At 69.7% G+C, this 25,112-nt stretch carries 21 protein-coding genes and 6 tRNA genes; 15 read left to right on the plus strand and 12 right to left on the minus strand.

The genetic code is table 11. The annotated features are described in order from the left end of the window. Window positions 1-16 precede the first annotated feature (16 nt). The 3 genes from ACFULQ_RS15095 to ACFULQ_RS15105 form a co-directional block, all read right to left on the minus strand. Window positions 17-2,131: a DEAD/DEAH box helicase gene (locus ACFULQ_RS15095; RefSeq protein ID WP_383543249.1), complete on the minus strand. Its 2,115-nt coding sequence runs from the start codon at window positions 2,129-2,131 to the stop codon at window positions 17-19. Window positions 2,132-2,365: 234 nt separating this feature from the next. Further along, entirely contained in the window at window positions 2,366-2,878 is a 513-nt protein-coding gene (locus ACFULQ_RS15100; RefSeq protein WP_383543252.1) for a hypothetical protein, read from the minus strand. Between the two features lie 79 nt (window positions 2,879-2,957). After that, window positions 2,958-3,308: a metallopeptidase family protein gene (locus ACFULQ_RS15105; RefSeq protein ID WP_383543255.1), complete on the minus strand. Its 351-nt coding sequence runs from the start codon at window positions 3,306-3,308 to the stop codon at window positions 2,958-2,960. A gap of 85 nt (window positions 3,309-3,393) precedes the next feature. Between ACFULQ_RS15105 and ACFULQ_RS15110 the strand changes: the two genes are divergently transcribed. From ACFULQ_RS15110 to ACFULQ_RS15145, 8 genes are all read left to right on the plus strand, one after another. Continuing rightward, a complete protein-coding gene (locus ACFULQ_RS15110) occupies window positions 3,394-4,968 on the plus strand; it encodes a metallophosphoesterase (protein ID WP_383543257.1) in 1,575 nt (524 codons plus the stop codon). 80 nt (window positions 4,969-5,048) lie between these two features. Next, window positions 5,049-5,121: transfer RNA gene (locus ACFULQ_RS15115), tRNA-Glu, on the plus strand. A 38-nt stretch (window positions 5,122-5,159) separates the two neighbouring features. Then, a tRNA-Asp gene (locus ACFULQ_RS15120) sits at window positions 5,160-5,234 on the plus strand. Between the two features lie 24 nt (window positions 5,235-5,258). Continuing rightward, a tRNA-Phe gene (locus ACFULQ_RS15125) sits at window positions 5,259-5,332 on the plus strand. A 67-nt stretch (window positions 5,333-5,399) separates the two neighbouring features. Then, window positions 5,400-5,750: a hypothetical protein gene (locus tag ACFULQ_RS15130; RefSeq protein WP_383543260.1), complete on the plus strand. Its 351-nt coding sequence runs from the start codon at window positions 5,400-5,402 to the stop codon at window positions 5,748-5,750. A gap of 70 nt (window positions 5,751-5,820) precedes the next feature. After that, window positions 5,821-9,780 carry an ATP-dependent RNA helicase HrpA gene (gene hrpA, locus ACFULQ_RS15135; RefSeq protein WP_383543263.1) on the plus strand — a complete coding sequence of 1,320 codons (3,960 nt, stop codon included), beginning with the start codon at window positions 5,821-5,823 and terminating at the stop codon, window positions 9,778-9,780. A 94-nt stretch (window positions 9,781-9,874) separates the two neighbouring features. Next, a tRNA-Asp gene (locus ACFULQ_RS15140) sits at window positions 9,875-9,949 on the plus strand. Between the two features lie 431 nt (window positions 9,950-10,380). Further along, window positions 10,381-10,575, plus strand: coding sequence for a DUF6274 family protein (locus ACFULQ_RS15145; protein ID WP_383543266.1), 195 nt, complete (start codon window positions 10,381-10,383; stop codon window positions 10,573-10,575). A gap of 400 nt (window positions 10,576-10,975) precedes the next feature. On the opposite strand, the gene bldC is transcribed toward ACFULQ_RS15145, so the two are convergent. Then, window positions 10,976-11,182: a developmental transcriptional regulator BldC gene (gene bldC, locus ACFULQ_RS15150; RefSeq protein WP_003949541.1), complete on the minus strand. Its 207-nt coding sequence runs from the start codon at window positions 11,180-11,182 to the stop codon at window positions 10,976-10,978. 456 nt (window positions 11,183-11,638) lie between these two features. After that, on the minus strand, window positions 11,639-12,481 hold the full coding sequence (locus ACFULQ_RS15155; protein ID WP_383543268.1) for a hypothetical protein: 843 nt from the start codon (window positions 12,479-12,481) through the stop codon (window positions 11,639-11,641). Window positions 12,482-12,704: 223 nt separating this feature from the next. Here ACFULQ_RS15155 and ACFULQ_RS15160 point away from each other — a divergent pair, with 223 nt between their 5' ends. Beyond that, complete coding sequence (locus ACFULQ_RS15160) at window positions 12,705-13,808, plus strand: Leu/Phe/Val dehydrogenase (protein ID WP_383543271.1); 1,104 nt, start codon at window positions 12,705-12,707, stop codon at window positions 13,806-13,808. 281 nt (window positions 13,809-14,089) lie between these two features. Next, window positions 14,090-14,344, plus strand: a complete 255-nt coding sequence (locus tag ACFULQ_RS15165; protein WP_123990237.1) for a DUF3073 domain-containing protein — start codon at window positions 14,090-14,092, stop codon at window positions 14,342-14,344. A gap of 65 nt (window positions 14,345-14,409) precedes the next feature. On the opposite strand, the gene purM is transcribed toward ACFULQ_RS15165, so the two are convergent. The 7 genes from purM to purS all read right to left on the minus strand — a co-directional run bounded on the left by purM (window position 14,410) and on the right by purS (window position 22,063). Continuing rightward, complete coding sequence (gene purM / locus ACFULQ_RS15170) at window positions 14,410-15,477, minus strand: phosphoribosylformylglycinamidine cyclo-ligase (RefSeq protein WP_383543274.1); 1,068 nt, start codon at window positions 15,475-15,477, stop codon at window positions 14,410-14,412. A gap of 45 nt (window positions 15,478-15,522) precedes the next feature. Then, entirely contained in the window at window positions 15,523-17,052 is a 1,530-nt protein-coding gene (gene purF / locus ACFULQ_RS15175; protein ID WP_141205757.1) for an amidophosphoribosyltransferase, read from the minus strand. 57 nt (window positions 17,053-17,109) lie between these two features. Further along, entirely contained in the window at window positions 17,110-17,937 is an 828-nt protein-coding gene (locus ACFULQ_RS15180) for an META domain-containing protein (RefSeq protein ID WP_383543277.1), read from the minus strand. Window positions 17,938-17,986: 49 nt separating this feature from the next. Beyond that, complete coding sequence (locus tag ACFULQ_RS15185; protein WP_383543281.1) at window positions 17,987-18,784, minus strand: sterol carrier family protein; 798 nt, start codon at window positions 18,782-18,784, stop codon at window positions 17,987-17,989. A gap of 83 nt (window positions 18,785-18,867) precedes the next feature. Beyond that, entirely contained in the window at window positions 18,868-21,126 is a 2,259-nt protein-coding gene (gene purL, locus ACFULQ_RS15190) for a phosphoribosylformylglycinamidine synthase subunit PurL (protein ID WP_383543283.1), read from the minus strand. Next, window positions 21,123-21,803 carry a phosphoribosylformylglycinamidine synthase subunit PurQ gene (purQ, locus tag ACFULQ_RS15195; RefSeq protein ID WP_383543286.1) on the minus strand — a complete coding sequence of 227 codons (681 nt, stop codon included), beginning with the start codon at window positions 21,801-21,803 and terminating at the stop codon, window positions 21,123-21,125. Before purQ ends, purL begins: the two co-directional genes overlap by 4 nt. Further along, complete coding sequence (gene purS / locus ACFULQ_RS15200) at window positions 21,800-22,063, minus strand: phosphoribosylformylglycinamidine synthase subunit PurS (RefSeq protein WP_123761751.1); 264 nt, start codon at window positions 22,061-22,063, stop codon at window positions 21,800-21,802. Before purS ends, purQ begins: the two co-directional genes overlap by 4 nt. A gap of 269 nt (window positions 22,064-22,332) precedes the next feature. Here purS and ACFULQ_RS15205 point away from each other — a divergent pair, with 269 nt between their 5' ends. The 5 genes from ACFULQ_RS15205 to ACFULQ_RS15225 all read left to right on the plus strand — a co-directional run bounded on the left by ACFULQ_RS15205 (window position 22,333) and on the right by ACFULQ_RS15225 (window position 25,103). Next, a complete protein-coding gene (locus ACFULQ_RS15205) occupies window positions 22,333-22,650 on the plus strand; it encodes an Lsr2 family protein (RefSeq protein ID WP_030319203.1) in 318 nt (105 codons plus the stop codon). Between the two features lie 123 nt (window positions 22,651-22,773). Further along, window positions 22,774-22,845: transfer RNA gene (locus tag ACFULQ_RS15210), tRNA-Gly, on the plus strand. Between the two features lie 79 nt (window positions 22,846-22,924). Then, window positions 22,925-22,997: transfer RNA gene (locus ACFULQ_RS15215), tRNA-Gly, on the plus strand. A gap of 127 nt (window positions 22,998-23,124) precedes the next feature. Beyond that, window positions 23,125-24,102: an ABC transporter ATP-binding protein gene (locus tag ACFULQ_RS15220; RefSeq protein WP_383543289.1), complete on the plus strand. Its 978-nt coding sequence runs from the start codon at window positions 23,125-23,127 to the stop codon at window positions 24,100-24,102. Between the two features lie 194 nt (window positions 24,103-24,296). Then, complete coding sequence (locus tag ACFULQ_RS15225; RefSeq protein WP_383543292.1) at window positions 24,297-25,103, plus strand: ABC transporter permease; 807 nt, start codon at window positions 24,297-24,299, stop codon at window positions 25,101-25,103. Window positions 25,104-25,112: the final 9 nt, after the last annotated feature.

A 25,112-nucleotide genomic window follows, 5' to 3' on the forward strand; every position in this document is an offset into this window, starting at 1 on the left:
GGCTCACGCGAAGGTGTCAGCCGTTGCGCTTCCAGCGCGGCTTGTCGTCGCGGCGGCCGAAGGAACCGGTGCCGGTGCCACGGTGGTCGTCACGGCGGCCGTAGGGGCGGTCGTGGCTCGGGCGGTCGTGGCCGCCGGAGCGGAAGCCCGGGCGGTCGCCCTGCCGGTCGCGGTTGAACGGACGGTCGCTGCCACGGTGGCCGCCCCGCTCGTCACGGCGCTCGAAGGAACGGCCGGCCGGACGGTCGTTGTCGCGGCGGAAGCCGCCACGGTCGTTGTCCCGACGGTCGTTGTCCCGGCGGAAGCCACCCCGGTCGTCGCGGCGCTCGAAGGAACGGCCACCACGGTCGTCGCGACGGTCGTCACGGCGGAAGCCACCGCGGTCGTTGTCCCGACGGTCGTTGTCCCGGCGGAAGCCACCCCGGTCGTCGCGGCGCTCGAAGGAACGCCCACCGCGGTCGTCCCGACGGTCGTTGTCCCGACGGAACCCGCCGCGCTCGCCGTCCCGGCGGTCGTCGCGACGGAAGCCACCACGGTCGTTGTCACGACGCTCGAACGAACGACCACCACGGTCGTCCCGACGCTCGTAGTTGCCCCGCTCGTCACGGCGCTGACGCGGCTGCTCGTACGCGGGACGCTCGGCGGGCTGCTCGGCGACGACGGCCTCCGCGCGGGCCTCCGCCTCCTGGACCACGACCGCCTCGGCGGCCGCGGCGACCGCGGTCTCCGGGTCCTCGCCCCGCTCACGGGCGGCGCGGGCGACGAGACGGTCGGCCTCCTCGCGCAGCTCGGTCGCGCGGCGCTGGGCCCGCTCCAGCTCCTTGGTGAGCTGGGCGACCTCACGCTCGGCCTGCTGAGCCGCGTTGGCCGCGGACTCGGACTGGACCTCGGTCATCGAACGGGCGCCGGTGATCTCGGCGACCTCGGGCTCGAAGGTGGTACCGGAGTTGATGATGTGACGCCCGGCGTCGACGCCCGCGTCCTCCATCAGCCGGAAGATCTGCCGGCGCTGGTGCGGCAGGGACAGGGAGACGACCGTGCCGGTGCGGCCAGCGCGAGCGGTACGGCCCGCACGGTGCAGGTAGTCCTTGTGGTCACCGGCGGGGTCGACGTTCAGGACGAGGTCGATGCCGTCGACGTGGATGCCGCGGGCGGCGACGTCGGTGGCGACCAGCGCGTTGACGTAGCCGTCCTTGAAGTCGGCCAGCGTGCGGGTGCGCGCGCCCTGGGTCATGCCGCCGTGCAGCGCGTCGGCCTTCACGCCAGCCTCGCGCAGCTGCTCGGCGATGCGGTCGGCGCCCAGCTGGGTGCGGACGAAGATGATGGTGCGGCCCTTGCGGGAGGCGATGGCCGCGGTGACCGGCGCCTTGTCCTTGGGCTTCACGATCAGGATGTGGTGGGACATCGTCGTGACGTTGCCCTGGGCGCTGTCGACCTCGTGCGTGACCGGGTTGCTCAGGTAGCGCTTGACCAGGGTGGAGATCTCGTTCTCCATCGTGGCCGAGAACAGCATCCGCTGGCCGCCGGCCGGGATCTGGTCGAGCAGCTCGGTGACCTCGGGCAGGAAGCCCAGGTCGGACATCTGGTCGGCCTCGTCGAGGACGGCGACCTCGACGTTCTCCAGGGAGCAGGCGCCGCGGTTGATGATGTCGCGCAGCCGGCCCGGGGTGGCGACGAGGATGTCGACGCCGCGCTCCAGGGCGTAGATCTGGTTGCCCATCGACGTACCGCCGCAGACGACCTTCATCTTCAGGCCGAGGACGTCGCCGTAGGGCTGGAGAGCGTCCGCGACCTGCATCGCGAGCTCACGGGTCGGGGTGAGGATGACGGCGCGCGGCTTGTGCTTCTCGGTGCGGCCGCCGGCCAGACGCGCCAGCGTCGGCAGACCGAAGGAGAGGGTCTTGCCGGAGCCGGTGCGGCCACGGCCGAGGATGTCCTTGCCGGCCAGGGCGTCCGGGATGGTCGCGGCCTGGATCGGGAAGGGGGTGGTCACGCCGTTCTGGGCGAGCTTGCGCACCACGCCCTCGGGGAGGCCGAGGTCCGCGAAGGTGACTTCGGCAGCGGCCTCGGTGACGTCCTCGGTGCCCTCGTTCTCGGGCACGACGACGTGATCAGTACTGGAAATGGACATGCGTAAGCGAAACCTTCCGGAGTCTCGTCGGCACGCGCCCGTCAACTCCGTGATTTCGCAATACGACCGCCTCTATGCGGTCAGCCACGGCAAGGGAGAGAACGCGCCACACGGCGCTCTCTGCAATGGCGCCGGGCAATGGGATCAAACGATCTACCACCATACGCACCCCCCACCCCCCGAGGCAAACCAATGCCTGCCGGTGTAGTGGAGGTCACGTAGGCATCCGTCGCGTCACACCGGCGCACCGGCCGTGGGCGCCGGCTCGCGCTGGCTCAGCTGCGCGCCGGTCTCCGGCGGCGCGGACGACGACGGCTCGGCGGGCGGCGGCGAGGGCGTGGGGGAGGCGGGCGGCTCGCTCGACGCCGGTGGTTCCGGATCCGGCGTGTGCGTGGGCACCGGGTCGGCCTTCGTCGCCGAGGGCGCCGGCTTGGCCGACTTCCCCGGCTTGGCCCCCGCGGAGGCGGACGCACTCGCCGAGGCGGACGCCGACGGGGACGCCGACTCCTCGCCGTGCCTGCCCTTCCGCTTCCCGTGCTTGCCGTCCGCGGCCGCCCCGCCGAGCCCCACGGAACCGCCGGAGTCCGCCGAGCCCCCGTCGGGCCCGGCACCACCCCGCTCACCGGCGGAGTGCGAAGGCTTCGCGCCGGCGCCGCCGTCGTCCCCGCCCACGCTCATGCAGCCCGCTGCGGCGGCGACGGCCACGACCGTGGCGGCCAGACGGACGGGTACGTACAAGGGGCGCACGAGCAGCCACCTCCGAGGGCGGTCGTCAGAGTGTCAACTTGCCCAACTCCCGCCGCCCACAAGAGGACACGCGAACCGGCTATCCGTACCCGAGTGCATGCAGCCGCGCGTCGTCGATCCCGAAGTGATGGGCGATCTCGTGCACCACCGTCACCTCGGTCTCCGCGACCACGTCGTCCCGCGTCTCGCACATCCGCAGCGTCGGCCCCCGGTAAATGGTGATGCGGTCCGGCAGCACCCCCGCGTACCACTCGCCCCGGTCGGTCAGCGGAGTGCCCTCGTACAGCCCGAGCAGCTCGGGATCGTCAGCGGGCGGTTCGTCCTCGACGAACACCGCGACGTTGTCCATCAGCCGCGTCAACTCCGGCGGAATCCGGTCGAGCGCCTCGGCGACCAGTTCCTCGAACTCCTCGCGCGTCATCTCCAGCACACCCCCATTCTCCGGTACGACCCCGCCGTACGAGAGGCATGAGCACGTCCGCATATCCACGCGCGGACTTGGGCATACGGGATCAATGGCACGCGTCCCCGCCGCAGCCCGGAAGATCCTGTCCGCCGTAAGGAAGTCACCGCACGCCCTCACCCGGCACTACGCCGGCCGCCGCTCCCTCCCGTCCGTCGAACTCGTCCATCCGGCTCATCCCTGGACCCGGGCCCTCGGTCTCGTCGCCGTCGTCCTGCTGGGCGCCTGGCTCGGTCTGCTGATCGTGGGCAACGTCCGGGTGCCCGTCGGGCCCATGAACACGACGATGACCCTGCGCCCGTCCCTGACCGGCGGCACGAAGATCAACGTGTCCCCGCTCGGCGCGCTCCAGCTGGACAGCCACCACGCGCCGGTCCGCCTCGACGTCAACGTCGACCAGCTCGACCCGGAGCGCTCCCAGGCCCTCGTCGACCACCCCGAACGGCTCTCCGGCCTCCAGGACGAGGTCGCGACGGACGTCGAGCACGGCACCCTCGACCTGGCCCTGCGCTCCTGCGTCGCGGTGGTGTCGGGCGCCACGGCACTCGGCCTCGCCGTCTACCGCCGCCCCCGCCGCGCCCTGGCCGCCGGCGGCCTCGCCCTCACCCTCCTGGCGGCCTCGGGCGGCACGGCGTACGCCACCTGGAACCCGGAGTCCGTCCTGGAACCGAAGTTCTCCGGACTGCTCTCCTCGGCCCCGTCCCTGGTCGGCAACGCGCGCAGCATCGTCACCGAATTCGACGTCTACCAGAAGGAGTTGGCCCGCCTGGTGACCAACGTGACGAAGCTCTACGACGTCACGTCCACGCTCCCCGCCTACCAGCCGGACCCCACCACCATCCGGGTCCTGCACGTCTCCGACATCCACCTGAACCCGGCGAGCTGGAAGATCATCGCCTCGCTGGTGGAGCAGTACAAGGTCAATGTGATCGTCGACTCCGGCGACACCATGGATCACGGTACGGCGGCGGAGAACGGCTTCCTCGACCCGATCCCGGACCTCGGGGCGCCGTACGTCTGGGTGCGCGGCAACCACGACTCCCTCACCACCCAGCGCTACCTGGAGGGCCTCAAGCGGGTCCACGTCCTCGACAACGGCAGGGCGGAGACGATCGCCGGGCTGCGCTTCGCCGGCATGGGCGACCCCCAGTTCACCCCCGACCGCTCCACCAACCCGGGCGCCGACGAGTCCCAGGAGGCGGCGGGCGCCCGGCTCGCCGCGGCCCTGCGTGCGCAGCGGACCGCCGGGACCCCGGTGGACATCGCGATCGCCCACGAGCCCTCGGCCGCCCGCGAGGTCGACGGCGAGGTCCCGATGATCCTGTCCGGCCACCTCCACCACCAGGAGATGGAGGTCATGAAGAAGGGCACCCGGCTGCGGGTCGAGGGATCCACGGGCGGCAGCGGTCTGCGGGCCGTCGAGGGCAAGTACCCCGACCCCATCGAGGCCTCGATCCTCTACCTGGACCGCGACACCCGTCGCCTCCAGGCCTGGGACGAGATCAAGCTCGGCGGTCTCGGCCTCACGACGGCGGAGGTCAGCCGCCACCTCCCGGAGGACAACCAGCCGGGAGCGACACCTTCACCCTCGCCCTCACCTACCGGCTCCTCCTCGGGCAGCCCCTAAACCGTTTTGGCGATACCTCCCGGCATCCCATATGCTTCTCACGTCCCCGACGCGCTGAGAAGCGCCCAGGCGGGCCGATAGCCCTCATCGTCTAGCGGCCTAGGACGCCGCCCTTTCAAGGCGGTAGCACGGGTTCGAATCCCGTTGGGGGCACGCAACACCGTGTGCGACACTGTTCGTGCACAACGCTTGGTCCTGTGGAGCAGTTTGGAGTGCTCGCCACCCTGTCAAGGTGGAGGCCGCGGGTTCAAATCCCGTCAGGACCGCTGAGGTTTCGCGAGAAGCCTCTCGGCTGGGTAGCTCAGTTGGTACGAGCGACCGCCTGAAAAGCGGTAGGTCGCCGGTTCGACCCCGGCCCCAGCCACAGCACAGACCCCGATCTCCGGATCGGGGTCTTGTTGTATCTGCCGAGGGTGCAAAGGGCGGGGACGATGAAGCAGGACGACGGTCTGGAGCTGGCCCGGGCGAGATACGGGCTGTTCGCGGTACTGGCGAGCAATCTCGCGATCGCCGGGGTGGCGGTCGTCGGGGTCTGGCGGCTCGACGGCGACAAGGCGGTGATCGTCGGCGTCCTCACCGCCGCCTTCACCGCGGTCAGCAGCATGACCACCGCCTATCTGGGCATCAAGGCCGTCTCCAACACCGCGAGGTCCATCGCCCTCGGCGAGGGGCGGGAGCGCACCCCGGCGGAACCGACCACGCCGGCCGCACCGGCCTCCACGCCCGCAGCTCCCGCGGCCACATCTCCCGCAGTCGCCGCCCCGGCCCCGCGGACCCCCTGATCCCGGGCGCCGGCGCCCGGGACAAAACCGTTCGCCACTAATTTCCCGGGGATGAGATCCTGGATCGCGTATGTCTACGCACCCTGCCCCCGCCCCCGGCACCCCCGCCTTCGGGGATCTCGCCGCCCGCCTGACCGAGCTGACCCTGCGTGACGCGCAACGGCTCGGGCGCAGGCTCGAAGGCGCGCGCCGGATCCGCAAGCCGGAGGCGCGCGCCGCCGTGCTGGCCGAGATCGAGGCGGAGGTCGGCAAGGGCGAGGAGCGGGTGCACGCCCGCCGCGCCCGCGTGCCCGCCGTGACCTACCCCGAGCAGCTCCCGGTCAGCCAGAAGAAGGACGAGATCGCGGCCGCCATCCGCGATCACCAGGTCGTGATCGTGGCCGGTGAGACCGGGTCCGGCAAGACCACCCAGATCCCGAAGATCTGCCTGGAGCTCGGCCGGGGCGTCAAGGGCATGATCGGGCACACCCAGCCCCGCCGGATCGCCGCCCGTACCGTCGCCGAGCGGGTCGCCGAGGAGCTGGACACCCCGCTCGGCGAGGCCGTCGGCTGGAAGGTGCGGTTCACCGACCAGGTGAACCAGGACGCGACCTTCGTGAAGCTGATGACGGACGGCATCCTGCTCGCCGAGATCCAGACCGACCGCGAGCTGCGCGCCTACGACACGATCATCATCGACGAGGCCCACGAGCGGTCCCTCAACATCGACTTCCTGCTGGGGTACCTGGCCCAGCTGCTGCCGAAGCGCCCCGACCTGAAGGTCGTCATCACCTCGGCGACCATCGACCCGGAGCGCTTCTCCCGGCACTTCGGGGACGCCCCGATCGTCGAGGTCAGCGGCCGCACCTATCCCGTGGAGGTCCGCTACCGGCCGCTGCTGGAAGAGGACTCGGAGGACTCCGACCGCGACCAGATCACCGCGATCTGCGACGCGGTGGAGGAGCTCCAGGGCGAGGGCAAGGGCGACATCCTGGTCTTCCTCTCCGGCGAGCGGGAGATCCGGGACACGGCGGACGCGCTCACGAAGAAGGCGTATCGCTTCACCGAGGTGCTCCCTCTCTACGCCCGGCTCTCGCACGCCGAGCAGCACCGCGTGTTCCAGCCGCACACCGGGCGCAGGATCGTTCTGGCGACCAACGTGGCCGAGACCTCCCTGACCGTCCCGGGCATCAAGTACGTCATCGACCCGGGCTTCGCCCGCATCTCCCGCTACAGCCACCGCACCAAGGTCCAGCGGCTGCCGATCGAGGCGATCTCGCAGGCCAGCGCCAACCAGCGCAAGGGCCGCTGCGGCCGTACCTCCGACGGCATCTGCATCCGCCTCTACTCCGAGGAGGACTTCGAGGCCCGCCCGGAGTTCACGGACGCGGAGATCCTCAGGACGAACCTCGCCTCCGTCATCCTCCAGATGACCGCGGCCGGCCTCGGCGACATCGAGAAGTTCCCCTTCATCGACCCGCCGGACCACCGCAACATCCGCGACGGCGTCCAACTCCTCCAGGAACTGGGCGCGTTGGACCCCTCGGAGAAGGACGTACGCAAGCGGCTCACCCAGACCGGCCGCAAGCTGGCCCAGCTGCCGGTCGACCCGCGCCTCGCGCGCATGGTCCTGGAGGCCGACAAGAACGGCTGTGTCCGCGAGGTCATGGTCATAGCCGCCGCGCTGTCCATCCAGGACCCGCGTGAGCGCCCGGCCGACAAGCAGACCCAGGCCGACCAGCAGCACGCCCGCTTCAAGGACGAGACCAGCGACTTCCTCGCCTACCTCAACCTGTGGCGGTACGTCCGCGAGCAGCAGAAGGAGCGCGGCTCGTCGTCCTTCCGCCGGATGTGCAAGCAGGAGTACCTGAACTTCCTGCGCATCCGCGAATGGCAGGACATCTACACCCAACTGCGCACGGTCGCCAAGCAGATGGGCATCCACCTGAACGAGGAGGACGCGGCCGACCAGTCCGTCCACGTCTCCCTCCTCGCCGGCCTCCTCTCCCACATCGGGATGAAGGACGTGAAGGACGGCAACAAGAACGAGTACCTGGGCGCCCGCAACGCCAAGTTCGCGATCTTCCCGGGCTCTGCGCTCTTCAAGAAGCAGCCGCGGTTCGTCATGTCGGCGGAGCTGGTGGAGACCTCGCGCCTGTGGGCCCGCGTCAACGCCAAGATCGAGCCGGAGTGGGTCGAGCCGCTCGCCGAGCACCTGCTGAAGCGGACGTACTCCGAACCGCACTGGGAGAAGGACCAGGCCGCGGTGATGGCGTACGAGAAGGTCACGCTGTACGGCGTGCCGATCGTGGCCCAGCGGAAGGTGAACTACGGCCGGATCGACCCGGAGTCGTCCCGCGAGCTTTTCATCCGCAACGCCCTGGTCGAGGGCGACTGGCGCACCCACCACAAGTTCTTCGCCGACAACCGCAAGCTGCTGAGCGAGGTCGAGGAGCTCGAACACCGCGCCCGGCGCCGGGACATCGTGGTCGACGACGACACCCTCTTCGACTTCTACGACCAGCGGGTTCCCGAACACGTCGTCTCCGGCGCGCACTTCGACTCGTGGTGGAAGCGGAAGCGGCACGAGGAGCCGGAATTCCTGGACTTCGAGCGGGAGATGCTCATCCGGGAGTCGGCGGAGGCGGTCACCAAGGCCGACTATCCCGACTCGTGGCGCCAAGGGCCGCTCAAGTTCCGGGTGACGTACCAGTTCGAGCCGGGCGCGGACGCGGACGGTGTGACGGTCCACATCCCGCTCCAGGTCCTGAACCAGGTGAAGGACGAGGGCTTCGACTGGCAGATCCCGGGCCTGCGGGAGGAGTTGGTGACGGAGCTGATCCGTTCCCTCCCCAAGCCGATCCGCCGCAACTACGTACCGGCGCCGAACTTCGCGAAGCGGTTCCTGGACACGGCCGTCCCGTTGCAGGAGCCGCTCACGACCACCATGGCCCGCGAGCTCAAGCGCATGGTCGGGGTCCCCTTCGAGGCCGACGACTTCGACCAGTCGCGGATCCCGGACCATCTGCGCATCACCTTCCGGATCGTCGACGAACGGCGGCGGAAGCTGGCGGAGGACAAGGACCTGGAGGCGCTGCGGCTCCGGCTGAGGCCGAAGGCACGCCAGGCCCTCTCGCAGGCGGCCGCGGCGACCGCCTCCCGCGAGGGCGGCGAGTCCCTGGAGCGCAAGGGCCTCACGGACTGGACGATCGGTTCCCTCACCCGGGTCTTCGAGACACGTCGGGCGGGCCAGCCGGTGAAGGCGTACCCGGCTCTCGTCGACGACGGCGACACCGTCTCCGTGCGCCTCTTCGACACCGAGGCCGAGCAGGCCGAGGCGATGTGGAAGGGCACCCGGCGGCTGATCGTGCGCAACATCCCGGTGAGCCCGGCGAAGTTCGCGTCCGAGAAGCTGACGAACCCCCAGAAGCTCGCCCTGTCGGCGAACCCGCACGGCTCCATCCAGGCCCTGTTCGACGACTGCGCGACCGCCGCGGCGGACAAGCTGATCGGGGACTTCGGGGGGCCGGCGTGGGACGAGGAGTCGTACCGGAAGCTGTACGACAAGGTCCGCGCGGAGATCGTCGACACCACGGTCCGTACGGTCGGCCAGGTGCAGCAGGTGCTCGCCGCCTGGCAGGCCTGTGAGCGGCGCCTGAAGTCGGTGCGGAGCCCGGCGCTGCTGGCGAACCTGGCGGACGTACGCAAGCAGTTGGACGCCCTCGTGAAGCCGGGGTTCGTGACGGAGACGGGGCTGCGGCGCCTTCCCGACCTCATGCGCTACCTGGTCGCGGCCGACCGCCGCCTCCAGCAGATGCCGACCAACGTCCAGCGGGACACGACCCGTATGGAGAAGGTCCACGAGATGCAGGACGAGTACGCCTGGCTCCTGGAGCAGCTCCCGCAGGGCCGGCCCGTGCCCCAGCAGGTCCTGGACGTCCGCTGGATGATCGAGGAGCTCCGGGTCAGCTACTTCGCGCACGCGCTGGGCACGGCGTACCCGATCTCGGACAAGCGGATCGTGAAGACGATCGACCAGTTGGCACCGTGATCATGCGGGCACGCTGAGTGAGTTCGACCAGGACCCGCCTGCTCCTGTACAGTCCTTCTCGCAGCGCAACGCACCGATAAGCGCCGCGAAACCTGGTCCTGTGGAGCAGTTTGGAGTGCTCGCCACCCTGTCAAGGTGGAGGCCGCGGGTTCAAATCCCGTCAGGACCGCAGTGAGAAGTCAGGCCCGCACCCGGCAAGGGAGCGGGCCTTCTTCATGCCCTCAAGCCACCGGAGGCCGCGCCCGCGGCGCAGCCGCAATCAGACACAGCAAATCCCGTCAGGACCGCAGTGAGAAGTCAGGCCCGCATCCCGGCAACGGGGCGCGGGCCTTCCTCGTATGTGCACGCCCTTCGTCTGTCCACGCCGGTCCAGGCATCCCAGCCCGTCCGGCGTTTGAGGACGAGGCCCCTTCAGGGCCGAAGCGGGGGGCTGGGGGCGGCAGCCCCAAGGGGCGGTCCCAGCGGTGCCGGGCGAGCTGCAAGCGGGCGTTGAGGGCGCCACGGCCCTCCCCGCGGAGCGCCACGCCATCTTGACGGGGCTTCAAAGCCCCGGTACCCAGAAACCAGGCCCCCGTTCCCAACGGAGCCCGGAGGTGGCGTATGGCGGCATCGGTCAGGCACGAGACGCGGGCCCTGCTCCGCGCGCACCTGTCGGCCGCGACGTCCTACCGACACCTGACCCGGCACTGCCCGATCTGCCACCACCTCCTGCGCCTGGCGATGGACTCCTCGCCCCAGACAGCCGCACCCCCACCGGAGCAGCCGGCGGAGGACGAGACCCCGTCCCCGGCATGAACCGGCATGACCTCCTCTAGCGCACAAGTCCCAACGGCAACAAGGACTCTGGCATGTGACAGGAGTCACCGCATGAGTTTTTGAAACCGTGGAACTTACCCCTCCCCTACAACAGGTCAATTTAATATGTGCAATTGCACTACCGATCAGACCTGCCCGGACCCCCGCCGCACAGGAGATCCGACACCCCTCCCCAGACTCCGACAAGCCCACTCACAGGGACCCCGACCACCCACAGTGCGGGCACAAAAAAGATCGCGCTGGACTCGGCGGAGTCCAGCGCGATCGACGACGAGGTTGAGAATGGGCCCTGTTGGGGCAGGACCCGCGTCGCTTGGAGCCAGGTTTCGGGCGCCGCGGCCAGTGGGGGACCGGCCGGTTTGCCCGGTTATTGAGTTGTTCAGGCCTCGCTGCGCTGCTGCGGAATGCCCGCGAGCAGAGCGCGGACCTCGGCCTCGCGGTAACGGCGGTGCCCGCCGAGCGTACGGATCGACGTGAGCTTGCCGGCCTTCGCCCACCGCGTGACCGTCTTCGGGTCCACGCGGAACATCGTGGCGACCTCAGCCGGGGTCAGCAGCGGCTCGGCATCAGGGGTGCGAGCGGTCATGAGCGGCCTCCTCGGGAGAACCGAACCTTCTCGGTTCTTTCCTCTAAATTCTGCACCTTGACCCGCGTTGCCCGAAATGGCGGACGCGAGTCGAGTCGGTTATAGGACGAACGGCTTGTCCTCGGCACTACAACTACACCATCTGTCCAGCCGCGTAGGCCAAACCTATGGATTTGCCCCCCAGACGTTCATCGGCGACGGAAGCCGATGGACCATGCCATAGCGGACAGTCACGCCACTGTGACGATCAGTCACAGGGCGATCAGGAGTCACCAGACCCCCCAAAGCGGAACCTCCCCCGGGCCCCTTGTCCTATTTTGGCATGAGGAGGGGCAAGAGGCGCAAGAGCCGGATACGTGCGGTCCGTCACGCTTGCCCCTTGTTGATGGGACATCAGCGAAACCTCGTGACACCTTGAGCGAGGACGAAACCCCAAAAAGGGCGTCACGTCAAACGTCAGTTCGCCGAGCGCCGGTCCCTGACCGCCCGCCAGCGCTCCACGAGCCGCCCGTAGGCCTCGCCCGCCGCGGCCCCGTCACCGTGCCGGAGCGCCTCGATGCCCTCGGCCACATCGGCCGCCGAGTGGTCGTCCTCCAGCTCGCCCGCCGGCAGCACATGCACCAGCCCGCCGTAGTCGAGCTCGACCAGTGAGCGCGGGTGGAACTCCTCCAGCCAGCGCCCCACGTCGATCAGACCGTCGATGAGCGGCCCCTCGTCGACGGCGTCCTTGAGGGCCCGCAGAGCCCGCGCCACCCGTCGCCGGGCCTGCACCATGGGCGTGCGGTAGCGCAGCATGGCCGGCACCTCGCCGGACCCCTTGTCGAAGCGCCGCTCCTCGTCGCCCACCAGCACGAACCAGTTCAGCGGCACCTGCCAGGTCGCCGTACGGATCCACGGCCGGGCGTCCGGGTTGCGGGCCAGCCAGCGCTCGTAGTCCTGGGCCGTCTGGTGGCGTACGACCTCGGGCAGCACTGCGTCCAGGACCGGGCCCGGCAGCTCCTCGCCGAGCTCCTCCATCGCCAGCCAGCCGCGCAGCCGGGTGCGCCAGGGGCACACGCACACCACGCCGTCCACGTCGAGGACGAAGGCGTCGCTGCTCTCGTGCACCGGCACCGGGACCGGCGGGGTGGGCAGCAAGTCCGCCAGCGAGCGGCGCAGTTCGTCCTGGTACGACGGACGGTCCCGGCGGCGGGCGTAGCGGGCCCAGTGGGTGCGCTCGGGCTCGGGGAAGGCGGCCAGCGGTTCGTACACGCGCAGATAGGTCGCGTACGGGACGATCACCGAGGACACCTTGGGCACGCCTGCTCTCTCCCCCGACACCTGCCGGGAAAACCTGCGAAACCCGCACACAAACGTGCGGGAAAACCATCCAAATCGTCGCATGCCCGCCGACCTCGGGAAGGTGATCCTGAGCACTGCACGCTCTTGGGGCGTCACACGCTCTAATCTCATGCCCACAGGCCCCGCCACCCGTACGGGAAGCCTGCGCCAGATCGCCGAAACTTACCCAGGAGTCACCACAGTGACCGACGTAACCGGCGCCGCTGCTGATGTGCTGCACACCCTGTTCCACTCGGACCAGGGCGGCCATGAGCAGGTCGTGCTCTGCCAGGACCGCAGGAGCGGCCTCAAGGCCGTCATCGCCCTCCACTCCACAGCGCTCGGCCCCGCACTCGGCGGGACCCGCTTCTACCCGTACGCCACCGAGGCGGAGGCCGTCGCCGACGCCCTGAACCTCGCGCGCGGGATGTCGTACAAGAACGCCATGGCCGGCCTCGACCACGGCGGCGGCAAGGCCGTGATCATCGGAGACCCGGAGCGTGACAAGAGCGAGGAGCTGCTCCTCGCCTACGGCCGCTTCGTCGCCTCCCTCGGCGGCCGCTACGTCACCGCCTGCGACGTCGGCACCTACGTCGCCGACATGGACGTCGTCGCCCGGGAGTGCCCCTGGACGACCGGCCGCTCCCCCGAGAACGGCGGCGCGGGCGACTCCTCCGTCCTCACCGCCTTCGGCGTCTACCAGGGCATGCGGGCCAGCGCCGCGCACCTGTGGGGCGACCCGTCGCTGCGCGGCCGCAAGGTCGGCATCGCGGGCGTCGGCAAGGTCGGCCACCACCTCGTCGAGCACCTGCGCGGCGAGGGCGCCGAGGTCGTGATCACGGACGTGCGCGAGGAGGCCGTAGGAAGGATCCTCGCGGCCCACCCGGCGGGCGTGAGGGCCGTCGCCGACACCGCGACCCTCATCCGCGCCGAGGGTCTCGACATCTACGCCCCCTGCGCGCTCGGCGGCGCCCTGAACGACGACACCGTGCCGGCGCTGACCGCGCGGATCGTCTGCGGCGCCGCCAACAACCAGCTCGCCCACCCGGGCGTCGAGAAGGACCTCGCCGACCGCGGGATCCTCTACGCGCCGGACTACGTGGTGAACGCCGGCGGGGTCATCCAGGTCGCCGACGAGCTCCACGGGTTCGACTTCGAGCGGTGCAAGGCGAAGGCGGCGAAGATCTACGACACCACGCTCGCCATATTCGCACGTGCGAAGGAAGACGGGATTCCGCCGGCTGCCGCGGCCGACCGGATCGCCGAGCAGCGGATGCATGAGGCGGCCACGAAAAGGGCGCACTGACGTTTGACCGGTACCCGTCGGCGCACACTTAGAGAGAACTCTCACGTTCGTCGGCGGGTCGGCCGCGAAGAAGTGGTTAAAATCGCGGTTGACCAGCGGGGACGGGGCTCCCCGCGGGTGCCGGTGCCGGGCCCGTGCTGCGGGCGACGTACCGTATGGGCGTGGGCTCAGGTACCGTGGAAGCCCTACGGACCGGTCTCTCTGCGGAGAGTCCGTTCCAGATCATGAACGCGTGTCAAGACTCTGGGGCCACCGAGCCCCGTATCCGAGGGGGTCGAGCCATGGGGCGCGGCCGGGCAAAGGCCAAGCAGACGAAGGTCGCCCGCCAGCTGAAGTACAGCAGCGGCGGGACTGACCTCTCGCGTCTGGCCAATGAGCTGGGCGCTTCGACTTCGAGCCAGCCGCCGAATGGCGAGCCGTTCGAGGACGACGACGAGGAAGACGACCCGTACGCCCAGTACGCGGATCTCTACAACGACGACGAGGACGAGGACGACGAGTCCGGTCCGTCGTCTCAACACCGCCGCGGCGCTTGACGCTCTAGCTGTGCTTGACCCGGTCCGAGTGGTCCACACCACCGGACCGGGTTTTGCGCTGCCTGTCAGGCGCTGTAGTCACCCACCAGCTCGGCACCGGTCGCCTTGTCGCCCCGGTCCGTGATCTCGCCCGCGATCCAGGACTCGACCCCGCGGTCGGCCAGGGTCGCCAGCGCCACGTCCGCCGACTCCTCGGGGACGATCGCGATCATGCCGACGCCCATGTTCAGCGTCTTCTCCAGCTCCAGGCGCTCGACCTGACCCGTCTTCCCGACGAGGTCGAAGATCGGGTCGGGGGTCCAGGTGGTGCGGTCCACGATCGCGTGCAGGTCGTCGGGGATGACCCGGGCCAGGTTGGCGGCGAGGCCACCACCGGTGACGTGCGAGAAGGCGTGCACCTCGGCCGTGCGGATCAGGGCCAGGCAGTCCAGCGAGTAGATCTTGGTGGGCTCGAGCAGCTCCTCGCCGAGGGTGCGGCCGAGCTCCTCGATCCGGGCGTCCAGGGAGAGGCCCGCCTCGTTCAGGAGCACATGCCGCACCAGCGAGTACCCGTTCGAGTGAAGACCCGAGGCCGCCATGGCGATGACCGCGTCACCCTTACGGATGCGATCCGCACCGAGCAGCCGGTCGGCCTCCACGACGCCCGTACCGGCCCCGGCGACGTCGAAGTCGTCCGGGCCCAGCAGACCGGGGTGCTCGGCCGTCTCGCCGCCCACCAGGGCGCACCCGGCCAGCACACAGCCCTCGGCGATGCCCTTGACGATCGCGGCGACCCGCTCGGGGTGGACCTTGCCCACACAGATGTAGTCGGTCATGAACAGCGGCTCGGCCCCGCACACCACGATGTCGTCCATGACCATCGCGACCAGGTCGTGGCCGATCGTGTCGTAGACGCCCAACTGGCGCGCGATGTCGACCTTGGTGCCCACGCCGTCCGTGGCGGAGGCGAGCAGGGGACGCTCGTAGCGCTTGAGGGCGGAGGCGTCGAAGAGGCCGGCGAAACCGCCGAGGCCGCCGAGGACCTCGGGGCGCTGGGTCTTCTTCACCCACTCCTTCATGAGTTCCACGGCGCGGTCGCCCGCCTCGATGTCGACGCCCGCGGCTGCGTAGCTGGCACCAGTTGTCTCAGACATGGCTAGTGAGAACCTTCGTGTCGTACTGCAGGTGGGACGGGCCGGCTACGGGCGACGGATCGCGTCGGCGGCGGCCGTGGCGGCGGGCCCGGCGGCCAGCTCGGTCTCCAGGAGCTGCTTGCCGAGCAGCTCGGGGTCCGGGAGCTCCATCGGGTACTCGCCGTCGAAGCAGGCGCGGCAGAGGTTCGGCTTGGCGATGGTGGTCGCCTCGATCATGCCGTCGATGGAGATGTAGGCGAGGGAGTCGGCGCCCAGGCTGGTGCCGATCTCGTCGATCGTCATGCCGTTGGCGATGAGCTCCGCGCGCGTGGCGAAGTCGATGCCGAAGAAGCAGGGCCACTTCACCGGCGGCGAGGAGATCCGGATGTGGACCTCGGCGGCGCCCGCCTCGCGGAGCATGCGGACCAGGGCGCGCTGGGTGTTGCCGCGCACGATGGAGTCGTCGACGACGACCAGCCGCTTGCCCTTGATGACTTCCTTGAGCGGGTTCAGCTTCAGGCGGATGCCGAGCTGGCGAATGGTCTGCGAGGGCTGGATGAACGTCCGGCCCACATAGGCGTTCTTCACCAGGCCCGCGCCGAAGGGGATGCCGGACGCCTCGGCGTAACCGATCGCCGCCGGGGTGCCGGACTCCGGGGTCGCTATCACCAGGTCGGCCTCGACGGGCGCCTCCTTGGCGAGCTTGCGGCCCATCTCCACACGGGAGAGGTAGACGTTCCGGCCGGCGATGTCGGTGTCGGGGCGCGCCAGATAGACGTACTCGAAGACACAGCCCTTGGGCTTCGCTTCCGCGAATCGGGAGGTGCGCAGACCGTTCTCGTCGATGGCGACGAACTCGCCCGGCTCGATCTCGCGGACGTAGGACGCGCCGCAGATGTCGAGGGCGGCGGACTCGGAGGCGACCACCCAGCCGCGCTCCAGGCGGCCGAGGACCAGCGGGCGGATGCCCTGCGGGTCGCGGGCCGCGTAGAGGGTGTGCTCGTCCATGAAGACGAGCGAGAACGCGCCGCGCACCTTGGGGAGGACGGAGTGGGCCGCCTCCTCGATGGTCAGCGGCTTGCCGTCCTCGTCCTCCTGGGCGGCGAGCAGCGCCGTGAGGAGGTCGGTGTCGTTGGTGGCCGCCACCCTCGGGGTGCGGCCGCCTTCCTTCTTCGGGAGGTCGGCGACCATCTCGGCGAGCTGCGCCGTGTTGACCAGGTTGCCGTTGTGGCCGAGCGCGATGGAACCGTGCGCGGTGGCGCGGAACGTCGGCTGGGCGTTCTCCCACACGGAGGCACCGGTGGTCGAGTAGCGGGCGTGACCGACCGCGATGTGACCCTGGAGCGAACCGAGAGAGGTTTCGTCGAAGACCTGGGAGACCAGGCCCATGTCCTTGAAGACGAGGATCTGGGAGCCGTTGCTGACCGCGATTCCCGCGGATTCCTGGCCTCGATGCTGGAGGGCGTAGAGCCCGAAGTAAGTGAGCTTGGCGACCTCTTCACCGGGAGCCCAGACTCCGAAGACGCCGCAGGCGTCCTGGGGGCCCTTCTCACCGGGGAGCAGATCATGATTGAGTCGACCGTCACCACGTGGCACGGCTCCGAGTGTAGGCGAGATCGACCACTGGTCCGAATTCGCGGAGAGTGGGCTTTCTTACTCCGCCCGGGCCGTAACGCTCCTCCCGGCTGCCTTCGTGATCTTCAGCGAATCGCGTTCCTGCTGGTAGGAGACCTTGCCGGAGAGGATTCCGGCGAGCTCGCGCTCGGCCTTCATCACCGGGCCCGAGCACATCATGCGCGTGGTCGCGAGGGGCCCGAACGCGATGGTGCCGTCCTTGACGACGGCCTTGCCGCGGAAGGTGTTGCAGCCGAGGCTGCCGGTGACGGTGTCGTTCTTGGTGAGGACGAGGTAGGCGTTCTTGCCGAGGGACCAGCGGGTGCCCTTCAGGGCCGGGGCCTTCTTCTCCCGGAAGGTGATGCTGTCGCCGCCGGGACGGGTCAGGGTCAGGGTGGTGACACCGTTCCGCTCACTGACCTCGGCCTTGTGGGTGCCCTCGAAGACCTCCACGAACCGCTCCTCGAACTCCCCGAGCGGGTCGGGGCAGCCGATCAGCGTCTGGACCAGGTCGGTGATCCGCACGGTGTCGCCGTCGATCTCGGCGTCGGCGCCGATGCTGTTGCAGCCGACGGAGCCGCCGGACTCACCGCCGTCGTCGTCGCGGGTGGCGTCGGCGTCGGGCTTGAAGACAATGCCGGCGTCCTGGAACGTGTCGACATCCTTCGGCAGGACGTACTCCTTGCCCTTCACGGTCACCTTCTGCGGCAGCCACTCGACGTCCGCGATGCCCGCCGGGCGGGAGGTCGTCCCGCGGTCGGTGACCCCGTCACTCCCGGTGCCGGATTCCGTGCCGCAGGCGGCCGCCAGCAGGGTGGTGCCGACGGCGGTCAGGGCGGCGCATTTCACACGTGTCGTCCGCTTCATGCCTCTTGGACGCACGAGCCCCACGAAGGGTTCGGTCCCACCGGCGATGTCAGGCCATCAGCGGCAGCAGCCCGCCCAGGTCCGCCCGCTCCCCGCTCGCGCTGACCTTGGCCTCCTCCAGCGCGTCCTTCCAGGTCAGCCGGCCGGTGGCGAGCCGGAGCCAGGTCAGCGGGTCGGTCTCGACGACGTTCGGCGGGGTGCCCCGGGTGTGCCTCGGCCCCTCGACGCACTGCACGACGGCGTACGGCGGCACCCGCACCTCGGTCGAACCGCCGGGCGCCTTCACGGCGAGGGCGTCGGCGAGCAGCCGGGTGCAGGCGGCGAGGGCCTGGCGGTCGTACGGGATCTCCAGGCCGGGGACGGCCGCGTTCAGGTCGTCGGTGTGGACGACGAGTTCGACGGTCCGGGTGACCAGGTAGTCGGAGAGGGACATCGCCCCGGCGTTGGTCTCCAGGAGCCGGTTGCCGGGGTGCGCGTCCAGCAGCTCGGTCAGGGTCCGGTCGACGTCGGTGAGATAGGCGTCGAGATCGGGGTGCCGCTCGGCCAGGTCCCGGGTGAAGTCGTCGATGGCCGCGGAGCTCGCGGAGGTGGCGAAGGGCCAGTCGAGGAGCGTGGCGTCCTGCCGCGGGGGCGCGGGCCGGTCCAGGGCCCGGTGGACGGCGGTGACCGCCATCCCGATGTGCGCGACCAGCTCACGTACCGTCCACTCCCCGAGCCGGGTCGGCAGCGCCGACTGCTCGGGAGTCAGGCCGCGGACGCCGTCCCGGACATGTCCCAGCTGGGCCCGGACGGCCCCGCGGATCTTGACGGAGTCGTAGGTGCGGGCGCGCTTCCTGGCCGTGGGCATGGCGAAGAGCCTAGTGGGCGCCGGAACGTGAGCGGGCCCCGCCCGTCGGGTGACGGGCGGGGCCTGCTCGGTGGTACGACCGCCTACTTGAGCAGCGCGGGGATCGTCTCCTCGTGAGCTGTCCGCAGCTCCTCCAGCGACAGCTCGAACTCGCCCTGGAGCTCGACGGAGTCACCGTCCACGACACCGATGCGGGTGACCGGAAGGCCGCGCGCACCGCACATGTCGTTGAAGCGGAGTTCCTCGGAGCGCGGCACGGCGACGACCGCGCGTCCCGCCGACTCGGAGAAGAGGAGCGTGAACGCGTCCAGCCCGTCCGGTACGACCAGACGCGCGCCCTTGCCGCCGAGCAGCGCGGACTCCACGACCGCCTGGATCAGGCCGCCGTCGGAGAGGTCGTGCGCGGAGTCGATCATGCCGTCGCGGGAGGCGGAGATCAGGATCTCGGCGAGCAGGCGCTCGCGCTCCAGGTCCACCTTCGGGGGCAGGCCGCCGAGGTGGTCGTGGACGACCTGGGACCAGGCCGAGCCGCCGAACTCCTCACGTGTGTCGCCGAGGAGGTACAGCAGCTGGCCCTCCTCCTGGAAGGCGACCGGGGTGCGGCGGGCCACGTCGTCGATGACGCCCAGGACCGCCACGACCGGGGTCGGGTGGATCGCCGCCTCGCCGGTCTGGTTGTACAGGGAGACGTTGCCGCCGGTCACCGGGGTGCCGAGCTGCTGGCAGGCGTCGGCGAGGCCGCGGATGGCCTCCGCGAACTGCCACATCACGGCCGGGTCCTCGGGCGAGCCGAAGTTCAGGCAGTCGGAGACGGCGAGCGGCTTGGCGCCGGTGGTGGCGACATTGCGGTACGCCTCCGACAGCGCCAGCTGGGCGCCCGCGTACGGGTCCAGCTTGGCGTAGCGGCCGTTGCCGTCGGTCGCGATGGCGACGCCGAGGCCGGTCTCCTCGTCGATACGGATCATGCCCGAGTCCTCGGGCTGGGCCAGCACGGTGTTGCCCTGCACGAAGTGGTCGTACTGCGAGGTGATCCACTTCTTGGAGGCCTGGTTGGGGGAGCTCACCAACTGGAGGACCTGCTGCTTGAGCTCTTCCGAACTGCCAGGCCGCGGCAGCTTGTTCGCGTCGTCCGCCTGGAGCTCGTCCTGCCAGGACGGGCGGGCGTAGGGGCGCTCGTAGACCGGGCCGTCGTGCGCGACCGTGCGCGGGTCGACGTCGACGATCTTGCCGCCGTGCCAGTAGATCTCCAGCCGGTCGCCGTCGGTGACCTCACCGATGACGGTGGCGATGACGTCCCACTTGTCGCAGATCTCCAGGAACCGGTCGACCTTCTCCGGCTCCACGACCGCGCACATGCGCTCCTGTGACTCGCTCATGAGGATTTCCTCGGGCGAGAGCGTGGAATCGCGCAGCGGTACGTCGTCCAGGGTGACGCGCATGCCGCCGGAGCCGTTGGAGGCGAGCTCGGAGGTGGCGCAGGACAGACCGGCCGCGCCGAGGTCCTGGATGCCGACGACCAGCTTCTCCTTGAAGGCCTCCAGGGTGCACTCGATGAGGAGCTTCTCCTGGAAGGGGTCGCCGACCTGCACGGCGGGACGCTTCGACGGCTTGGCGTCGTCGAAGGTCTCGGAGGCCAGGATGGAGGCGCCGCCGATGCCGTCGCCGCCGGTCCGGGCCCCGTACAGGATGACCTTGTTGCCCGCGCCGGACGCCTTGGCGAGGTGGATGTCCTCGTGCCGCATGACGCCGATGGCACCGGCGTTGACCAGCGGGTTGCCCTGGTAGCAGGCGTCGAAGACGACCTCGCCGCCGATGTTGGGCAGGCCCAGGCAGTTGCCGTAGCCGCCGATGCCGGCGACGACACCCGGCAGCACGCGCTTGGTGTCGGGGTGGTCGGCCGCACCGAAGCGCAGCGGGTCCACGACCGCCACCGGCCTGGCGCCCATCGCGATGATGTCGCGCACGATGCCGCCGACCCCGGTGGCCGCGCCCTGGTAGGGCTCGACGTAGGAGGGGTGGTTGTGCGACTCGACCTTGAAGGTGACCGCGTAGCCCTGGCCGACGTCGACCACGCCCGCGTTCTCACCGATGCCGACGAGAAGCGCATCGCTCTGCGGCGCCTTCTCCCCGAACTGGCGCAGGTGCACCTTCGACGACTTGTACGAGCAGTGCTCGGACCACATGACCGAGTACATGGCGAGCTCGGCACCGGTGGGCCGGCGGCCGAGGATCTCGACGACCCGCTCGTACTCGTCCTTCTTCAGGCCGAGTTCGGCCCAGGGCAGCTCGACGTCGGGGGTCGCGGCCGCGTGCTCGACCGTGTCCAGAGGCGTCCGGCTCATGCGTTGACCAGCTTCTTGAGGATCGAGGTGAAGAAGGGGAGGCCGTCGGTGCGGCCCGTCCCGATCAGCGGCTCGGTGGCGTGCTCGGGGTGCGGCATGAGGCCTACGACGTTCCCGGCCTCGTTGGTGATGCCGGCGATGTCACGAAGCGAGCCGTTGGGGTTGAAGTCCAGGTAGCGGAAGACGACCCGCCCCTCGGCCTCCAGCTTGTCCAGCGTGTACTCGTCGGCGACGTACCGGCCGTCCATGTTCTTCAGCGGGATGTGGATCTCCTGGCCGGACGCGTAGTCGACGGTCCAGGCGGTGTCCGCGTTCTCCACCCGCAGCTTCTGGTCGCGGCAGATGAAGTGGAGGTGGTCGTTGCCGAGCATCCCGCCCGGGAGGAGGTGGGCCTCGGTGAGGATCTGGAAGCCGTTGCAGATACCGAGGACCGGGAGACCCGCCCTGGCCTGCTCGATGACCGTCTCCATCACGGGCGAGAAGCGGGAGATGGCGCCGGCCCGCAGATAGTCGCCGTAGGAGAAACCACCGGGGAGCACGACCGCGTCGACCTGGTGGAGGTCCTTGTCCTTGTGCCAGAGGGCGACCGGTTCGGCACCCGCGAGACGGATCGCGCGCTGGGTGTCCCGGTCGTCGAGGCTGCCGGGGAAAGTGACGACGCCAATACGAGCGGTCACTTCACGGCCTCCGCGACTTCCTCGATCTTCACGGTGAAGTCCTCGATCACGGTGTTGGCGAGGAAGGATTCCGCAAGATCGTGGATGCGGGCGAGCGCGGCCTCGTCGACCGGGCCGTCAACTTCCAGTTCGAATCGCTTTCCCTGACGTACGTCGGAGATGCCGTCGAAACCCAGTCGCGGCAGTGCGCGCTGGACCGCCTGGCCCTGGGGGTCGAGGATCTCCGGCTTGAGCATGACGTCGACTACGACGCGTGCCACTGGCACTCCCGGTGGTGTGGTGCTGAGCAGGTTCCTTCAGACTACCCGCACAAAATTTCTACGCGCGTTGAGTTGTAGGAATCTACGTGACGGCCATCACGGGGCAGCGGCGAGCGGGACGTCCGTGAAAATTTCCGGGAAAGATCTCAGATCGACACCCGATACCTATTGCGCTCGGACACGCGGAAGGATTTAGTCGAGCTTCACAATGCATTGTCGGGCACTGTACAAATGAATTGGCAACGTGCCGTACGAAGGGACCGATATTCGTGGCGCAGAAGGTCGTGGTCACTCTCTTTGACGACATCGACGGCTCGGAAGCGGCGGAAACGATCGCCTTCGGACTCGACGGCAAGTCGTACGAGATCGACCTGAATCAAACCAATGCCAAGAAACTGCGTAAGGCACTGGAGCCCTACGTGGAGGCCGGCCGCAAGCGGTCCAGGTCGGGCAAGGCGTACAAGCAGACCGAGGTCGCTCCCGACCCGGCGGCGGTCCGGGCCTGGGCCCAGGCCAACAAGATGGACGTCCCCGCCCGCGGACGGATCCCCAAGAAGGTCTACGAGGCGTTCGCCGAGGCGCAGTAGCGGCTGTCGACGCCGGGTCACCCGCCCCTCGGGACAACCGACTTGCGTTGCACCCCACCTGGTCAGCTAGAGTCTGGAGCACGCCGAGGGGCGAGGCCGAAAGGCCCAGCTCACGGAGTACATGCGGGTGTAGTTCAGTAGTAGAACATCCTCCTTCCAGGAGGAAGGCGCAGTGTGCAATTCCTGTCACCCGCTCTGCACCGCCGGTCTGGTTCGCTTGTGGATCAGGTAGGCTGGTGCTCGCGCCGATCGGTGAGAGCCGGTCGGATGCAATGCGGACGTAGCTCAGTTGGTAGAGCGCAACCTTGCCAAGGTTGAGGTCGCGAGTTCGAGCCTCGTCGTCCGCTCTCGAGTGAAGACCCCGGTCCCGTGGACCGGGGTTTTTTCTTGCCCGCTGCACCGTCTGACATTTGTCACACGGAGTGGTGACAGCGCGCACTGCTGTCGCGTCCCGTCCGCCGGGACGCTGGGTTCATGAACACCGACGAACACGTGATTGAGGTCACCGACCTGCGGCGTGTGTACGGGGGCGGGTTCGAGGCCGTGCGCGGAATCAGCTTCTCCGTGGCACGGGGAGAGATCTTCGCCCTGCTCGGCACCAACGGCGCGGGCAAAACGTCCACGGTCGAGCTCCTTGAGGGGCTCACCCGGCCGACCGAGGGGCGCATCCGCGTCCTCGGCCACGATCCGTACACCGAGCGGGCCGTCGTGCGCCCGCGGACCGGCGTGATGCTCCAGGAGGGCGGCTTCCCCTCCGAGCTGACCGTCGGCGAGACCGCGCGGATGTGGGCGGGCTGCGTGAGCGGGGCCCGGCCGCCGCTGGAGGCGCTGGAACTCGTCGGGCTCGCCCGGCGGACCGGCGTACGCGTCAAGCAGCTGTCCGGAGGGGAGCGGCGGCGGCTCGACCTGGCGCTCGCGCTGCTCGGCGATCCGGAGGTGCTGTTCCTCGACGAGCCGACGACCGGGCTCGACGCCGAAGGGCGCCGGGACACCTGGGAGTTGGTGCGGGAGCTGCGGGAGCGCGGGACGACCGTGCTGCTCACCACGCACTACCTGGAGGAGGCCGAGGATCTCGCCGACCGGCTGGCGATCCTGCACCAGGGGCGGGTCGCGGCCACGGGGACACCGGACGAGGTGACCGCGGCGCAGCCGTCGCGGATCTCGTTCGAGCTGCCGGAGGGCTACTTCGTGGGGGATCTGCCGCCGCTCGGGGAGCTCGGGATCAGTGGGCACGAGGTCGCCGGGAGGGTCGTACGGCTGCGGACGCACGAGTTGCAGCGGGCCGCCACCGGGTTGCTGACCTGGGCCGAGCGGGCCGGGGTCGAGCTGCGGCGGCTCGATGTGCGGTCGGCCTCGCTGGAGGAGGCGTTCCTCGGGATCGCGGCGCGCGAGGAGGTCGCGACAGCGGCAGCGGCAGCGGCAGCCGGATCGGGCGAGGGGGGCGCGGTATGAGCACGCGGATCGGGCGGGGAAGTCGCGGTGCGAGCACGCAGGTCGGGCGAGGGGATCGCGGTGCGAGCACGCGGATCGGGCAAGGAAGCCGCGGTGCGAGCACGCAGGTCGGGCGAGGAGATCGCGGTGCAAGCATGCGGATCGGGCGAGGGGATCGCGGCATGAGCACGCGGGTCGAGGGGGAAGGGCGCGGCATGAGCACGCAGGTCGAGCGAGAAGGGCGCGGCACGAGCGCCCTCACCACGCCCGCCGGGCGGCTGGCCGCTCTCGCGCGGGCCGAGTTCACGCTGCTCGGGCGCAGCAAGGCCACGCTTCTGACGGCCGTGCTGATACCGCTCGTGCTGCCGTTCAGCCTGCGGTCCGTCGTGGACGGCATGGATGTGCAGGAGGAGGGGCTGAGCGTCGGCCTGGTGCTGATGCCGGCCGCGATCGGGTTCGCCCTGCTGTTCGGGGTCTACAGCGCCCTCGTCGGGATCTACACCACCCGGCGCGAGGAGCTGGTGCTGAAGCGGCTGCGCACGGGGGAGCCGCGGGACGTCGAGATCCTGTGCGGGGCCGCGCTGCCGGTCGGCGTGATCGGGATCATGCAGTCCCTGGTGCTGGTGGCGGGCAGTGCGGTCCTGCTCGACCTGCCCGCGCCGCGCGCGCCCCATCTCGCCGTCCTGGGGCTGCTGTTGGGGCTGGTGATGTGCGCGGCCCTCGCGGCCGTGACAGCCGCCGTGACCCGGACCGTGGAGAGCGCGCAGGTCACCACGCTGCCGTTCGTCCTGGTCTCGATGACCCTCTCGGGCGTCACCGTCCCCCTGGAGATGCTGCCCGACCGGTTCGCCTCGCTGTGCGAGCTGCTGCCGCTCTCCCCCGTGATCACCCTGGTCCGCGGCGGCTGGACGGGCACCCTGTCGACGTACGAGGCACTGGGCGCCCTGGGGACGGCACTGGCCTGGACCGTGCTGGCGGTGTTTGCTGTGGGACGGTGGTTCCGCTGGGAGCCGAGGCGCTGACGTACGGGG

It is taken from the genome of Streptomyces sp. NPDC057253 (assembly GCF_042669125.1).
Lineage (GTDB): Bacteria > Actinomycetota > Actinomycetes > Streptomycetales > Streptomycetaceae > Streptomyces.

What these genes read in the sequence shown, in the direction of transcription:
- ACFULQ_RS15095 (WP_383543249.1), bottom strand. Translation starts at nt 2,131, where the DNA reads ATGTCCATTTCCAGTACTGATCACGTCGTCGTGCCCGAGAACGAGGGC.
- ACFULQ_RS15110 (WP_383543257.1), top strand. Translation starts at nt 3,394, where the DNA reads ATGGCACGCGTCCCCGCCGCAGCCCGGAAGATCCTGTCCGCCGTAAGG.
- ACFULQ_RS15130 (WP_383543260.1), top strand. Translation starts at nt 5,400, where the DNA reads ATGAAGCAGGACGACGGTCTGGAGCTGGCCCGGGCGAGATACGGGCTG.
- hrpA (WP_383543263.1), top strand. Translation starts at nt 5,821, where the DNA reads ATGTCTACGCACCCTGCCCCCGCCCCCGGCACCCCCGCCTTCGGGGAT.
- ACFULQ_RS15145 (WP_383543266.1), top strand. Translation starts at nt 10,381, where the DNA reads ATGGCGGCATCGGTCAGGCACGAGACGCGGGCCCTGCTCCGCGCGCAC.
- bldC (WP_003949541.1), bottom strand. Translation starts at nt 11,182, where the DNA reads ATGACCGCTCGCACCCCTGATGCCGAGCCGCTGCTGACCCCGGCTGAG.
- ACFULQ_RS15165 (WP_123990237.1), top strand. Translation starts at nt 14,090, where the DNA reads ATGGGGCGCGGCCGGGCAAAGGCCAAGCAGACGAAGGTCGCCCGCCAG.
- purM (WP_383543274.1), bottom strand. Translation starts at nt 15,477, where the DNA reads ATGTCTGAGACAACTGGTGCCAGCTACGCAGCCGCGGGCGTCGACATC.
- ACFULQ_RS15180 (WP_383543277.1), bottom strand. Translation starts at nt 17,937, where the DNA reads ATGAAGCGGACGACACGTGTGAAATGCGCCGCCCTGACCGCCGTCGGC.
- ACFULQ_RS15185 (WP_383543281.1), bottom strand. Translation starts at nt 18,784, where the DNA reads ATGCCCACGGCCAGGAAGCGCGCCCGCACCTACGACTCCGTCAAGATC.
- purL (WP_383543283.1), bottom strand. Translation starts at nt 21,126, where the DNA reads ATGAGCCGGACGCCTCTGGACACGGTCGAGCACGCGGCCGCGACCCCC.
- ACFULQ_RS15220 (WP_383543289.1), top strand. Translation starts at nt 23,125, where the DNA reads ATGAACACCGACGAACACGTGATTGAGGTCACCGACCTGCGGCGTGTG.
- ACFULQ_RS15225 (WP_383543292.1), top strand. Translation starts at nt 24,297, where the DNA reads ATGAGCACGCAGGTCGAGCGAGAAGGGCGCGGCACGAGCGCCCTCACC.